This is a genomic window from Saccharopolyspora sp. NPDC045941 (assembly GCF_056431445.1).
This window is the reverse complement of sequence record NZ_JBWKKU010000028.1, coordinates 12,761-27,520: the sequence shown is the minus strand read 5'-3', so window position 1 is coordinate 27,520 and position 14,760 is coordinate 12,761. Positions and strand designations below refer to the sequence as shown.

Annotated in this window: 10 protein-coding genes; 7 read left to right on the top strand and 3 right to left on the bottom strand. The window is 64.3% G+C overall.

Features of this window, described 5'->3' with window-relative positions:
- The first annotated feature begins 450 nt into the window (after positions 1-450).
- The 7 genes from AC07FN_RS22755 (at position 451) to AC07FN_RS22725 (ending at position 11,771) form a co-directional block, all read left to right on the top strand.
- The gene (locus AC07FN_RS22755; RefSeq protein WP_478397420.1) at positions 451-1,947 is read left to right on the top strand and encodes a flavin-containing monooxygenase; all 1,497 of its coding nucleotides are present in this window, start codon (positions 451-453) and stop codon (positions 1,945-1,947) included.
- Positions 1,948-2,655: 708 nt separating this feature from the next.
- Positions 2,656-4,692: a hypothetical protein gene (locus AC07FN_RS22750; protein WP_478397419.1), complete on the top strand. Its 2,037-nt coding sequence runs from the start codon at positions 2,656-2,658 to the stop codon at positions 4,690-4,692.
- A 218-nt stretch (positions 4,693-4,910) separates the two neighbouring features.
- Positions 4,911-5,471, top strand: a complete 561-nt coding sequence (locus AC07FN_RS22745) for a hypothetical protein (RefSeq protein ID WP_478397418.1) — start codon at positions 4,911-4,913, stop codon at positions 5,469-5,471.
- A 649-nt stretch (positions 5,472-6,120) separates the two neighbouring features.
- The gene (locus AC07FN_RS22740) at positions 6,121-7,350 is read left to right on the top strand and encodes an alpha-xenorhabdolysin family binary toxin subunit A (protein WP_478397417.1); all 1,230 of its coding nucleotides are present in this window, start codon (positions 6,121-6,123) and stop codon (positions 7,348-7,350) included.
- A gap of 53 nt (positions 7,351-7,403) precedes the next feature.
- Positions 7,404-9,809, top strand: coding sequence for a hypothetical protein (locus tag AC07FN_RS22735; RefSeq protein WP_478397416.1), 2,406 nt, complete (start codon positions 7,404-7,406; stop codon positions 9,807-9,809).
- A 28-nt stretch (positions 9,810-9,837) separates the two neighbouring features.
- Complete coding sequence (locus AC07FN_RS22730; protein WP_478397415.1) at positions 9,838-10,827, top strand: hypothetical protein; 990 nt, start codon at positions 9,838-9,840, stop codon at positions 10,825-10,827.
- Positions 10,824-11,771 carry a hypothetical protein gene (locus tag AC07FN_RS22725; protein ID WP_478397414.1) on the top strand — a complete coding sequence of 316 codons (948 nt, stop codon included), beginning with the start codon at positions 10,824-10,826 and terminating at the stop codon, positions 11,769-11,771. Before AC07FN_RS22730 ends, AC07FN_RS22725 begins: the two co-directional genes overlap by 4 nt.
- Before the next feature lie 338 nt (positions 11,772-12,109).
- Here AC07FN_RS22725 and AC07FN_RS22720 read toward each other — a convergent pair whose 3' ends face one another.
- Genes AC07FN_RS22720 through AC07FN_RS22710 form a run of 3 tightly spaced genes read right to left on the bottom strand, consistent with a single transcriptional unit; the run spans position 12,110 to position 14,591 of the window.
- Complete coding sequence (locus tag AC07FN_RS22720; protein ID WP_478397413.1) at positions 12,110-12,655, bottom strand: NAD(P)H-binding protein; 546 nt, start codon at positions 12,653-12,655, stop codon at positions 12,110-12,112.
- Positions 12,656-12,672: 17 nt separating this feature from the next.
- A complete protein-coding gene (locus tag AC07FN_RS22715) occupies positions 12,673-13,476 on the bottom strand; it encodes an alpha/beta hydrolase family protein (RefSeq protein ID WP_478397412.1) in 804 nt (267 codons plus the stop codon).
- Entirely contained in the window at positions 13,473-14,591 is a 1,119-nt protein-coding gene (locus tag AC07FN_RS22710) for a TolB family protein (protein WP_478397411.1), read from the bottom strand. Before AC07FN_RS22710 ends, AC07FN_RS22715 begins: the two co-directional genes overlap by 4 nt.
- Between the last annotated feature and the right edge of the window lie 169 nt (positions 14,592-14,760).

Sequence of the window (14,760 nt, the reverse complement as noted above, 5' to 3'; positions counted from 1 at the left end):
GGCCGCGAACTCACTTGATCCGCGCCCAGCTGCTCGTGCCGGCACCGCCCTGGACGCACCACGCGGACGGTCTTGCGCCACAACTGGCCCAATCCGACCTCGACACCGAAATGCTAGGAATCTAGGCGCGGCGGACGGAAGATCACCATCCCCGACGCTGCCTGATCAGACAGCGTTTCCTGCCTACACCATCAGGCACCGTAATCTCATCGGCTTTTCGGCCTTCGAAACCCCACGTGGCGCGAGTGCGTGATGCGTACGGAAGCCGCTACGCGATGCGGCCGTGCAACGGTAGTTCCCACTTCCGGAGATGCCTCATTAGGCATGGTTTTTTGCCCTTTGGTTCGCACCGCCGGGCGGTCTCTTGACGAGAGCGCGCCCGGAACGTTAAAGATTCGACCGGGACAGGCAACCGCGACGGTGTGAGCGGGTTGGCCCTGCGAGGAGCGCATGAACCAATACCTCAAGGCCGTGATCGTCGGCACCGGATTCGGAGGACTCGGACAGGCCATCCAACTGGAGAAGGCCGGCATCCGGAACTACCTCGTCCTGGAAAAGGCCGATGACGTGGGCGGCACGTGGCGGGACAACTCCTACCCCGGATGCGAGTGCGACGTGGAGGCGCACCTGTATTCGCTGTCCTACGAGCAGAAAGCCGACTGGCTACGTGATTTCGCCACCCGGTCCGAAATTTTCACCTACCTGAGCAACATCGCGGACAAGCACCGGCTGAGATCCAAGATCCGATTCGGAGTCGGTTTGACCGGTGCGACCTGGGAGCCGGACCAATGCAGGTGGCGGCTCAGCACCACGACAGGTGAAGAACTCTTCTGCCAGTTCCTGATCTCCGCAGTCGGCGGACTGCACATCCCACGGCTTCCCGAGCTTCCTGGGCTCGAAACCTTCAAAGGCCAAGTCTGGCATTCCTCGCAGTGGAACCACGACTTCGACTTCGCCGGAAAGCGCGTCGCTGTCATCGGCACCGGGGCATCAGGGATTCAGCTCGTGCCACCGATCGCGGCCGACGCAGCCAAGTTGTACGTCTTCCAACGCACCCCCCACTGGGTGCTGCCCAAACGCAACCGAGACGTTCCCGGCTGGCTGCGGGCGTTGTTCAAACACATTCCCGGTGCCCAGCGCATCTACCGCAACACGATCTACTGGCGCCGGGAGATGCGCGCGCTTGCGTTCAACGGGCGCTTGGAGCTGTGGGAGGGGCCCGAGTCGATCGCCAAGCAACACATCGCACGGCACATCAAAGACTCCGCTCTGCGGGAGAAACTGACTCCCAAGTACACCATGGGCTGCAAGCGGGTACTGTTCTCCAACGACTACTACCCGGCCCTGGCGAGGGACAACGTCGAGCTCGTCACCGACAGCGTGGCCGACGTTCGGGCCGACTCGGTGGTGGACGCGTCCGGCGTCGAGCGCGAGATCGACGCGATCATCTACGCGACCGGCTTCCGCATCACGGATGCGTTGGACTACCTCCACATCATCGGTACCGACAAGCGGTTCTTAGCCGAGGAATGGGCGACTGGTGGCATGCGTGCTCACCTCGGCACCACCGTTGCTGGATTTCCGAACATGTTTTTCCTGCTCGGGCCCAACACCGCTGTCACCCATACATCCGTGACCGTGATGCTCGAAGCGCAAGCCAGGTACGTGGTGAACGCGATCAAGTTGGTCGACAAAAGCGGCGCTGCGGCACTCGATGTTCGGCGCGACGTGCAGGAAGAGTTCCAGACAACGATCCAGCAGAAGCTGGTCAAGGGCGTCTGGACCCGGGGTGGCTGCACGAACTTCTACCACGATGCGGCAGGCGTCAACCGAGCCATCTGGCCGGGCTTCACGTGGCAGTTCTGGCTGGCCACCCGAAGGGTCCGGCGCAAGGACTACCGGCTGCTCCACCGCGCACCGCAGGATAGGCGCCTCGAGACCATCTAGAACACCCCGGCTCGGTGAAATCCGCCGAGCCAAGCGCTGCCGGTGGATCATGCCGACGAAGCGGGGTACCGCTCTGCGATGCTCACTCCCGGCGCAGGCTGGCGACGCAGGTGATCACAAAGCTGCTGGCCGACTGGCCAGGCTGCCGTTGGAGCACGTCACCGATCAACGACCACGGGGCACTCTGCTTCTGGAAGTCGTTGGACTGGCCCGAGCCTGAAACGCTCGGTTCGCCTATCGAGTGCGCCCATATGCGACACGCCGACGAGCAGATGTCGTAGGGTGCTGTTGACTTGGGCATTCCCCGCCGCGGCGCCCCGCTGATCGGACAGGTTAGCCGTTCTCGCTACATTCTGCGGCGGGCAGACCGCAGGCCTTTTTCCGAGTCATCCGGCTTCCAGTGGACGACGCCGTCGGCACTGACGGCACGCGGACGACCGCCTACACCTACGACAACCGCGGCCGGGTCGACACCGTCACCGATCCCGAGCGCGGCGTGACGCGCACCGAGTACGACACCTTCGGTGAGGTCTTCCGGCTGATCAACCCGTTCGGCTCGATGTTCACTTACACCTACACCGAAGCCCGCCATCAACTCGCCACCATCACGGTCGCGGGGTTCACCGGTGACGGAGCCCAGCCGCGCGATGTCGTCCTGGAATCCAGGCCTACGACCCGGCGGGCCGCCTCGCCAGCATCACCGATGCGATGGGACGCACCCGCGCCTTCACCTACTACGACGACAACCTGCTCGCCTCAGAACGGCTTCTCGGCTACACCGACCCGGACAGCGCCGACGCACGGGACCTGCTGCTGCACAGCTACGAATACCTGGGCAACGGCGCCGAGTCCGTGCGCACCAGCGGCGACGGCCGCTACCGTACGACCACGTCCTACGACCCCGGTGGACGGCCGATCACGACCACCGGCCACGACGGCGGAAAGGTGCTGCGCTCGTCGGAGACGACGTTCGACCCGCTGGACAACACGATCCGGATGATCCAGCGCAACGCCGATGGTTCGGTGGCATCCGACGTCGAGGCGGCCTACGACCCGATGGGCCGGCAGAAGTCGAGCACGACCCACACCGGCACCGAAGCGCTGGTGACCACCGCAGACCTCGACGAACGCGGCCTGCCGCTGTCGGTCGTCGATCCGCGGGGCACTGCCGGTGGCGCGGACCCCGCCGCGTTCACCATGCACTTCGGCTACGACGCGCTGGGCCGGGCCACGACGGTGACCGAAGCCCCGGTGGAAGCGGAGTCTGGTGATGAACCGGCCGCTCTCGTACGCCCGGTGACGATAACGGGTTACCACACCTTTGGCGACGTCGTAGCGGCGCGTGATCCGAACGGCAACACCACGCGCTACGGCTACGACAAAGCCGGACGGCAGACATCTGTCACCCTGCCCGACTACACACCACCAGGAGCCTCCGCGCCGGTCACCGCCACGGTGCGCACGGCCTACGACGCGGCCGGGCGAGTCAAAAGCCGCACCGACGCGTTCGAGAACATCACCACCTTCGACTACGACCGACTCGACAACCTCGTGCGCCGCACCGACCCGCCACTGCCCGGAGCAGCGACCGGCGGAACGTGGACGGCGACGTTCGACCCACTGGGCGAACAACTGTCAGCCACCGCACCCACTGGCGCGCAGACGCACGCCACCTACGACAAGCTCGGACGCCAGATCACTGCCACAGTGGTCGAACGAGAGCCCGGGCCAGCACGGAACCTGACCACCCGCTCTACCTACGACGTGTTGGGCAACCCGGCCACCTCCACCACACCGACCGGCCTCACCACGCGGTTCACCCACGACGACCTCGGAAACCCGCTGTCCATGGTGGACCCGGCTGGGCTGACCACCGCAGCGGGTTACGACGGGGCAGGGCGCCTGACGGCGATCACCAAGGCCTCCGGCGTGACCACGACCTACGGCTACGACCTTGCCGGACGTCTGGTCGCGGCTTCGGACCTGGACGCAGCGGGGAAGACGGTCCGAACCCGCAGCTTCGGCTACGACCAAGCGGGGAACCAGACCTCCAGCACCGACGCCTACCTGGCCACGACCACCCTGGCCTTCGACGCGTTGAACCAGCTGAGGTCGATCACCCGCCCCATCTCCGCCAACGGACGCATCACCACCGGCTACGGCTATGACGCGGCGGGCAACATCACCCGTGCCACCGACGGCAACCGCAACACCACCGCGTTCACGGTGAATCCCTGGGGCCTGGCGGAATCGACGATCGAACCCGCCACCGCACAAACCCCCAACCCCGCCGACCGCACCTACACCGCGGCCTATGACGCGATGGGCCGGATCGCGACGCTGACCAAGCCCGGCGGGGTCACGATCACGCATTCCTACGACGCGCTCGGCAACCTCGTTCGGCAAGCCGGAACCGGCACCCCGGCGTCCACACCGGACCGCGTGTTCAGCTATGACGCGATGGGCCGGATGACCACGACGTCGGCACCTGGCGGCGTGAACACCTTCGTCTACGACGACCGCAACAACCTGATCTCGGCATCGGGCCCGTCCGGCGACTCCTCATTCTCCTTCGACGACGAAGGCCGCCTCACCACCGCGACCACCGCCGCCGGCAAGGTCACCTACGGCTACGACCCGGTCGGCCGCCTGGCGTCGGCGGTGGATCCGCTCAGCGGCACATCGGCGTATTCCTACGACACCGCCGGTCGCACGGCCAGAGTTGACTACGGAACCGGCGGCTGAGCTTCCCCCGTTTGTCCGGAGGCTTCCGAGTCTGGTCTGCTCGTGCACGTGGACTGACCGGTACTTCCCGGCGGAGCACGGCTCCGCCGGGAAGTGACACCTACGACAATGCCTGGTCCGATTCCACGGACCGGGTCGGGGAACCGGAAGCGGCCGCGATCTGGCAGGCGGCGGCCTGGGTGCGGTCCCAGGTCAAATCCGTGGCAGGAGAATGGGGTGTGCTTCGTCGACAGGCCGCGCAGCACGACCTCAACGATCGCCTTTCCCGGCGTCTCCCTTGTGACAACGATGGGGACATCGTGGTTGCAGTGACCGCAGCCTTGTCCGTGCCGCCCGAGTCCCATCAGGCCGCCCTCGATCTGCAACAACAGCGGCGAGAAGCACAGCTAGACGAACTCGCACGCAGGCAGGCTGCCGCCACCATGCGTTTCCTGCGGCAGGAGTGTTTCGACAACCCTGCCTCAGCGCGCCTGTTCCTGATGCTCAACGCTTCCTCACGGCTAGGTGTTTTTCCCAACGCAGACCAGGCAGAGGACGTCGTCACCGAAGTCAACAAGTGGCATCCGGACACGTTATGGGTCCAAGTAGCCCGGACACTGCAGACCGCACTGGCCTCATTGACCCCGGGCCAGACCGACGAACTCCTACGGCTGCTGTCGGTGATGCTGCGCACCACTGGCCACCCCAGCCAAGCCGACGAGCTGAATGACCTCCGCTCGCCTGCAACTGACTCGGCTGAGGCCAACGGACATTCCTTCGGTGCTACTCAACGCCACTGACCTGGCCAGCCCCGAGAAGGTGCACGTCTTTCACGTCACTTGGATGGCCGCTGCCTTGACCCAGATGGCCGGTCAAGGCAGCGGCTAGCCGCCAGGACGCAGATGGAAAGGGCGTCGACGACGTCCGCCCGATCCGCGACGACATCGACCGCCGCGTCGGCGCCCTCTCGCCGGACTCGTGCCCGAGGGCGGCGAAGTGAGAGCGATGTCCGCAACGTGATCATCGTGGGTCGAGCGCTCCGATCCACTGCCCAAGTCCGTGTCTGGTGTCCGCGGCCATCGTGGACACCAGACACGGAGGCTGTTCAGTGAAACCAGGATCCGGTTCTGCTTAATTTTCAGCCGTCAAACCGCCTGGGCTCTGCTGGGTCTGCCTCACGCCAGTAGCGCCGTCGGTTCCCGCTTCACCAAGAAACTCCGCCAGGCCGATATCTGGAAGCCCGCGTTCATCGCGCTCACCCAACTCGCCTCCAAAACACCCTGAATGGAGCAAACTTGCCTCCGAACGGTGCGATGTGCCGAAATGTCCTTGCTCTCTGCCCGTTATGGCTTTGATACTTACAGTCACGATGATCTAGGTGCTGAGACCCACGGGCGAGTGGCCCCTTGCCCGGGTTTACCTTTTCCGCACGAGCGAATGGGGATACCTGTGACCTCTGTCGAACCGTCGAAGCCGCTCACGATCCTCAATGGTCCCGTGCCGCACGGGGTACCCAAACCGCCGGATAAGCGGTTTATCGTGTTTGGTCAGGATTGGCTCACGATGCAGACGTACATCAAGCAAGCACTCGCGCTGCCCATCAACAAGGCGGACTGGGAGAAGGATTACGGCGGTTTCCCGGAACAGGAGAACGAAATCAAGAAGGTCCTGAGCGCCATGAAAAACGTCCAGGACCTGTGTCCAGATTTTGGCGATCCCGACATGATCCGGAAAAAGATAATTAGCGACGGAGCTTACCTTACGGGCAAGACTCCACCCGCTGAGATATACGGGCACATCATTTGGCTTTCCACGCAGGTCAGCAATACCGCGGGCACGTTCAAGTATACCTTCGAAAGCCTGAAGGATGTGCTCAGCACAGGAACGGAAAAGCAGCGGGCCGACAACCTGCGGTTGATCCTCGGCGGCAGTGGAGGCCTGCTCTCCGAAGCCGAGAAGGAAAAGAAGAAGGTTGCCGAGCTCAGCCAGAAACTGGCCAAGTTCGATCAGAAGATCACCGAGGCGAACAACGAAGTCGCCATCTACACGAGTTCTTCGTCCAAGATCCTCACGGCGGCGAACAAGAAGATCGGAGCCCTCGAGACGGACGTCAAAAACCTGCACACGGCTGCGGACGAGGCATACGAGGAGTGGCGCAAGTACACCATTGTCGCGGTCAGCACCTCGGTCGGGATCACGGTGATCAGCCTGGGGCTTCTCGCCTCGGTCGGATGGGCGTTTGGTATTGGGTTCGGGATCGCCGCGATCAAGGCCCGGAAGCTCTACAATCAGATGCTCGACCAAATCAAGGACAAAGAGGATGATATTCAGAAGAAGACCCGACTGGTCACCGATCTGACCGGCCTGAACTCCTCCATTCCGTCGATCGGGGATTCGCTGACTCGTTTCAAGAACAACCTGCAGGAGATCGAGGGGGTGTGGACCGACATCGCCGGCAAACTTGGCTACATCTGCTCGAACTACCAGGACAAGGACCTCGCCAACCTTGCGTGGGTCCAGCAGTCCCTGAAGATCCTCGATGCCCAGCACAAGTGGGCCGAGATCCAGACGGCGGCTCAGGAGTTCACCCAACGGTCCCTCGTCACCTTCTCTCCGGTCGGCAAATGGGGCAACAAGCTCACCGAGGAGCACCAGCAGGCCCACGCACTGGCGATCTGAAACGCGACCGGGCGCATTTGCCACGCACCGAGCATGACCAAGGAGGCGTCGACATGCCCAACTGGGATGTGCTAACGAAGAAGACCGCCGCGTTGACGTTCAGCGAAGTGACCAAATCCGACGGCAACCAGAAAGAGGTCACCGTCAGCGGGCTGCGGGTGCGCCTGTCGGAAATCGGTGCCTGTACGCAACTGATGTCCGTGTTCGCCGACACCCTCGTCGTCGACTATCCCACTTTCGACGCTCCTGGTGTTGTGGTGGTCGCCCGGTCGCTGGACCTCTCGGCACTGAGCGGCTCGGCCCTGCCTCTGAGGGTGCCTGCCGGCCATGGCCCCAACGTGGCACAGTTCCTCATCGGCGGCACCGTCGGCGGCGACTTCCGTATCAATACGGAGAACGTGACCAGCGGCGCGAAGACCGTGCCGGTCGGGATGACCCCGCTGAAAGCCGCCCTGCACCAGGTCGCCCACGACGGCACGATCACGCAGGACATCAACTCCGGTGCCAAGGACATCGCGGACTTGACCGGTCGTCCCTGGGCCCTGGGCAGCCTGAAGGCAAGCGTCACCGCCGCGGGATCCTTAATGGACACCGGCATTCCCGCGGACACCGCACTCGCTCGCTCGATGTTGGCCTGGGTTGTCGCGTGCATTCAACAGGCTGGCCAAACCTGTTTCAGCAGTGCCACCGTGGCCGAACTGGCTACTGTCGGACGACAGGCCGCAGCCCTGCTCGCCACACTCGACGTCGCATCCGGTGCCCGCTACGTGCCCGTCCTGCCAGGGGCCTTCTACAAAGACAAAACCACGGCTCTGCTTGGCGTCCTGGGCGGTTATCAAGCCGATCTCAGTACCCTGTCCACCGCGCAGGAAACTTCGAAGGCCCTGAAAAGGGTCGCCGGGACACTCGCCGCCAATGCCAAGACCGAGACCGACCCGCTGACCGTCCGGCTGCACAGCATCACGTCGAACGTCGACCATCTCAAGGCCGACCTCGCCACCTTGACCGGTCAGCTCGACACCCAGTACAACCGGGCCCACACCGCGTTCACGGTCATGCGCGCCAAAATTGCCCTGCAAGACGTGCAGAACTTCGTAGACGCCTACTTCGGCGCGGTCATCGCAGTCGTCAAAGTAGGTGTGGGGGCGGCCCAGGCCGTCGAGGACCCGACGAAGGTCTCGGAAGTCGCCCACGGACTCTACGACGCGGCGGACAAGGCATACACGGCGATTGGCCAGATCCCGGAAGACCAACCCGGCGACGACGAACTACTCCAGGCGACCCGCACGCTACTGCGTACCCAACAACGCATTATCGCTTCCTTCGAATCCGCGACCACGCTGTGGAACGCCCAGGACAACGAAACCATCGGCGCGTCCCCCCGGCCACTGACGGAGTCCGACCAGCAGTTCGCGGCCGATCCGACCGTGGCGTGGGATGTGTACCTGACACGGGCGCAGGCAGCCCTGGACACCATCAAGCAGCGGATCGGCCAATCCCACGCCGAGGAGGCGCAACAGGCGGCGAACAACTACTGGGCCGAGTTGATGATCTTCGGGCGGTATGGCAAGGCTCTCGCGGTCACGGCGAACGCCTATGCCGCCCAGCTCGCCGAGGCTAGTATGGTGCGCGCCCAGATCAAGGCGACGAACGAAGTGGCCGATCGCTGGAAGGCTCTGGAGCAGACCTGCCGCACCAACAAGGAGCGGCAGGCCCTACTCATGGGGATACTGCAGACCCGGGTGGACACCGTCAAACGGTCGCTGCACGTGGCGTGGACCTACTATCGCGACGCGTACTTCTATCTTTACTTTGCCCAGCCGCCAGCTATCGATCTCGACGCGCCTATCTCAGATATCCGGCGCCAACTGGCTGCGATGACCGACTGGGTTGAGCGAGCGATCAGCCAGAGCGGTAACAAAGTCCAGTTGCCCGGAAGAGACGCGACGATCAGCCTTGATCTGCCGATCATCCACGCGGACACCGCACACCAGTCGGCAGCCGGCGTCATCGCCGCCACGCTCGCCCAAGACCCCACGAACAAGATGTGGACGCTGAGCTGGACCGTGCCGATGGGCGCACCGCTGCTCGCGCAGCAGCTTCCGGACAACGGCAATGTCGCAATCTGGGTGACCTCAGCGGAGTTCTTTGTGGACGACGTGACTCCGAACCCCGCGGGCAGGGTCATCGTCGAGGTGGCGACCTCCGGCTGCTACCAGAACGGATTCGGGCCGGCCGAGTCACACACCTTTGTCGCCAAGGGGATCACTGGGACCTACGCCTACAAGCAGGAGGGGAAGCAGGTCTACTCGCCGTGGGAGATCGGCAGAGACGTCTACATGACACCGACGTTATTCACACAGTGGACCATGACCTTCGACCAGAACGGCGGGAATCCACAGCGGGCGACGAAGCTGCGTCTGAACTTCCACGTCGACTACCAGAAGAAGCCACATTAAGCGCGGCGAACCACCACGGGAGCGCACGATGAGCATCGACCAGACGTCTGCTGACACCCCCAAGACGAACGACCTGGGCCCGTCGGGAGTACAGCTCGACCAGATCAAGCCCGCATGGGACGCCATTACTTCCTGGCTCGCCGGAACCAAGGCCATCCCGCATGACGTGGACGCCGTCCTCGAACGGTACGGGGTGTTTCAGGATGAGGAGAATCTGGCTCGGTTCCTCGCGGCTCTCGAAATCGTCCGCGTGTGGGGAGACCTGCTCGGATCACCCGCGAGTCTGACCGCCCGTATCGCTGAGAACCCCAATTACATCACCGGGCCCGAAGTCCCGGAGGAACTCTACGCTGCTGTTGTCAGGCTGACGATCCGCGTGGAAAACACCGCTGGCACGGTCGTCACCACCTACGACAGTCTGCCGACGCTCCTCGATCCGGCCCATGGCACCGCCAAGGAGCGTGCCGACGCGCTGAAACAGGTCCTCCGAGGAGAGAATCGCGGGCTCACCAAGACCATCGACCAGCTCGCCACCGACAGCGCAGACCTGCGTGCCCGTCTCACTGCCCTGCAGAAAGAACTGGCCAGTTCCGTCGTCACCCTGACGACGACGTCGCCACTGAACGAGGCCAACCGAACGATCGGTGCACTCCGCGCCGAGATCGAGACACTCCACCAGCAAACAGCGACACCAGAGACCGAAAAGCGGATTCGGGAATACGAGGCGGAAATCAGCAAGAAGGAGTCGCTTGTCCATGCCCTGCACGACGTGTTCTCCACCGCGCACAAGGTGACACCGAAACTGATCGAGGTGTGCGGTGTCCTGGAATACCTGGGCGGCGTGGGGCGCTCCGCGAAAACCACGATCAACATGGTCTGCGGCTTGTCCAGCGATGAGCAGCTCAGCACTGCGGATTGGGTGAAAAAAGCCCTGGGTAACGCGAGCATGCGGACCCAGTGGCAGGAGCTGCAGGACAAAGCGAGGGCGTTGGTGCAACACGCACAGGTGACGCCATGAGCGCCCTCTACGCGCTCGACGCGTCCGGCATGCGAACCGCGAAGGACGCAGTCGACACTATTGGTCGGTACCCGCACGCCCTCGTACATGTGGAACACGACATCGCCCGAATCCATCTCGGTCCATATACCGTATACACCGTGTGCGGCGACCGTCCGCCGGCCACAGTGTGGGGTAAGACTTTCTCCATCGCCGAGCCCACCCATTTGCTAAAGCCGATCCTGACCGAGATCTCCGCCAGTAATGTGGAGTTCCTGAGCGACTTCAAGACCTTCCTTGGTTGGTTGTCACAGGCGCTGCCAGCCGCCAACGAGAATTTCAGGAATGTGACCGACAAGCTGGAAACGTTGTCACAGACGAAAAATCCCACCAAGGACCAGCGCGACAACGCCTTGACCGAGTTGAGTGAGCTTGTCATGTCGTTGCGGCAAGGTTCCGAGAAGCTCAAGCCATACGTCAGCGCGAGCGCCAGGAAGGTGGAAGAGAACAACGACCACCTCAAGACCGTCCAGAATGTCATCACCGCTCTGAACGACCGACTCGACAAAGCGTTCAACTTCCTGCGGAACATGTACGAAAAGGACGGATCTCCTTGTGGCATGGCGAAATTCGAGAGATCCGTTGGCAAGGTACGCGATGAGCACACCGCCACCATCGGCAAACTGGACGCCGTCCTCGACATGCTACGCATCCGGACCACGGAAGTGAACAGCGCCCTCGCGTTGATCAGCGGCACCCTGATCAACTTCTCCGCGTCCTACAACGCGGTGATCAACCCGCTTGAGCGGGCACGGAACCCGGAACTGAGCAGCGTCATCCAGGAATTCCAGGTGACAGTCTCCTGGAAGAGCTGGAAGGCATTCGCCAACTACGTCAAAGACCAACTACAGCCGTCTCTGACCAATGTTTACTGCAGCTTGGTCCCTGACCTCATCCCGGGCTGACGGCCGACCGAAGCAGTCACCGCTCGACGGTCGTCTCAGCGCGTCGGCGGGACAAGATCCAGCTCCTTTGGCATCAGGGTCCGCCGTCCGTTCGCCGAAGCAGAGTCAAATCGACCACTAGACACCGGGACCGTCTACGAACTGTCATTAGTCGATACGACTGCCCGCCCAGTACGGCAGAGACATGGCCGCCCTCGGAGAAGGGGGCAGAGCAGTCGGGTACGTCTTCCCACTCGCTTGCCAGGTGAATGAACCTGGTCAGCGACGGTTCGGCGGCAGGGACTTTGCGCGCGAGGCGCCACAGTTGCCGTGCTCCGTCCTAGGGTCGACCTGGTCGTTCAACAGCATCCTCGCCGTGCTGGAATCCCGACCGCTGTTGTGAAATCGGGCGAGGAACCGGGTGGATGCCGAGGCGTTGGTGGAGTACCGCTATCGGGCGGTCTGCGAGGTACTGGGCGGTTCGCCGATCGGTGAGGTCGCTGCCCGTTACGGCACGTCCCGCGCTCGACGCCGGCGAGGCGTGCAGCCTTGATCGCTTTCGCAACCCCGTCGCCGTCGATGGCTTTCGTGACCTCCTTGCTGCCGCCATTTGATCCGGCACTGAAGACGATCACATCGACATCACCGAACGTCGCCGCCAGATCTTCCACGGTCATGCTGGAGAGATCGCCGACTCGTGCGTTCATGCCTCGCGTTGCGAGCTCAGCCTGCTGGTCATCTCGGCGAACGAGCCCGTGCACGGCGTCCCCTCGAGAGCGCAGTTTCTGCGCGAGCAGACCGCCGATGCCGCCGGTGATGCCAATGATGAAGACGTCCATCGTGGATGCTCCGTTCTCCGTATGCAGCTCTTCGGCTTCGTCGTCGTGCTGCGCACCGTCCGTCACGACTCGGGCCGGACGGATCAGCTGCTCGCGGCGCTGCGGCCGCCGAGGTGCTCGGCGAGATGCCGTTCGATCGCGCGGAACAGCATGACCTGGTTCTCCGGGTTGTCGAAGCCGTGGCCCTCGTCGTCGGCGACGAGGTACTCGACCGGTACGCCGCGCTCGCGCAGCGGGGTGACGATGTTGTCGGACTCGGCGTGGACGACGCGGACGTCGTTGGCACCCTGGGCGACGAGCGGGGGGGTGCGGATGCGGTCGATCATGGTGATGGGGGAGCGACGGCGCATGTCGGCGAGCTGGTCGGGGTCGTCGGGGTCGCCGACGTAGGCGATCCAGTTGTTGGTCATGTTCGCGCGGACGAACGGGGGCAGCGTCGCAAGGAAGTTGGCTAGGTCGGAGATGCCGACGTAGGCGACCGCGGCGGCGAACTTCTCGGGGGTGACGGTGACGCCGACGAGTGCGGCGTAGCCGCCGTAGGAGCCGCCGACGATGGCGAGGCGGTCGGGGCCGGCGTAGCCCTGGGCGATGGCCCAGTCGACGGCGTCGATCAGGTCGTCGTGCATCTTCCCGGCGAACTCGCCGATCGCGCCGGTGAGGTGTCGGCGTCCGTAGCCGGTGAAGCCGCGGAAGTTGACCTGCAGTACGGCGTAGCCGCGGTTGGTGAGGAACTGCGCGGCCTTGTTGAAGCTCCAGGTGTCGTGCATCCACGGTCCGCCGTGCACCAGCAGGACCAGCGGCAGGTCCTGGGGCGCGATGCTGACGGGCAGGGTCAGGAAGCCGTGCAGCGGCAGGCCGTCGCGGGCCGGGAACCGGACCGGGGTCATCGGTGCGAGGTCGGCCGGGTCGAGTGCGTGTCGCGGAACAGCAGGCGGCTCTCGCGGGTGGCGTGGTCGTAGAACCAGGTCGTCCCCGGTTCCCGGTCGTGGATGAAGGTGGCGACCCAGCGCTGCCCGGCCAGATCCGAGTGCACCCAGCCCAGTACGCCGTCGGAGAGCTTCTCGAGGGCGGTCTGGACCTGGGCGAAGTGGGAGTCGATCGGCACGATGCGGGGTCGGTCGCCGGTGAAGCGGGCTGCGATGACCTGGCCGGTGCGGCGGCTGGTAAAGACAGTGGGGGGCAGGGTGTCGCTGGCGGCGCTGAGGGTGTCGAGGCTGTGCCCGCCCACAGCGGCGATCACGGTCTGCTCGCCGGTCGCGCGGTCGAGGCGCAGCAGCCGGAGGTCGTCGGAGTCCTGGTAGTCGCCGATCAGCGCGGCGCTGCCGTCCGGGGTGGGGAGCAGGAACACGCCCATCGGGTGTTCCGGTCCGCCGGCGCGGTGCAGCAGGCGCAGGTCGCCGGTGTCGGGGTCGGCGGCGGAGATCTCGTGGGTGCCGTCGGTGTCCTTGGACAGGTACCAGGACGCCCGGCCGGTCCGGTCGACGAGGAAGGTCTCGGCAGGATCGGTCCGCTCCACGAGCGGGGTGGTCTCGCCGGTGACGACGTCGATCCGGAACACGTCGACGAACAGGGGGCGGGGGTTCATCCAGGCGATGACGGTGCCGGGCACCGTGGTCTCGGCGTCGACGGCGAAGACGCGGGACCCGGCGTCCATCGGAGTCAGGTCGACGGCGGGGGAGTCCGGGTCGTCGAGGTCGACGCGGTGGAGGTGCCAATCCTCGTTGCCGTCGGTGTCCTGCAGGTAGAGCAGCCAGCGGGGGTCGTCGGTCCAGTAGTAGGTGCTGATGCCGCGGCGGGTGTCGTGGGTGACGGGGACGGCGTCGTGGTGGGTCTGGTCGATGCCGCGGATCCAGACGTTGCGCCGCCCCCGGTGGGAGGCGAGGTAGGCGATCCGGGTGCCGTCCGGGGAGATCGACGGACTTGCGAACTTTGGGTCGGCGAAGAGCGCCTCGGCGTCGATCAGCGCCGGCCGCTGCTGGGCCGGACGTCCGGTCGGGGTCATCTGTGTGCTCTGTTCATGGGTTCCGGTCCTGTTGAACACCGTGCCGTCGCGGCATGCTGAAGCCCCGGGCCCGCGCAGGGTCAGCAGACGAAGCGCTCCGGATGCGCCAGCATCCAGGTTCTCCTCGCGGTCGACCGGCGGCCCGCTGTGAGGCTGCGGGGGACGAGTG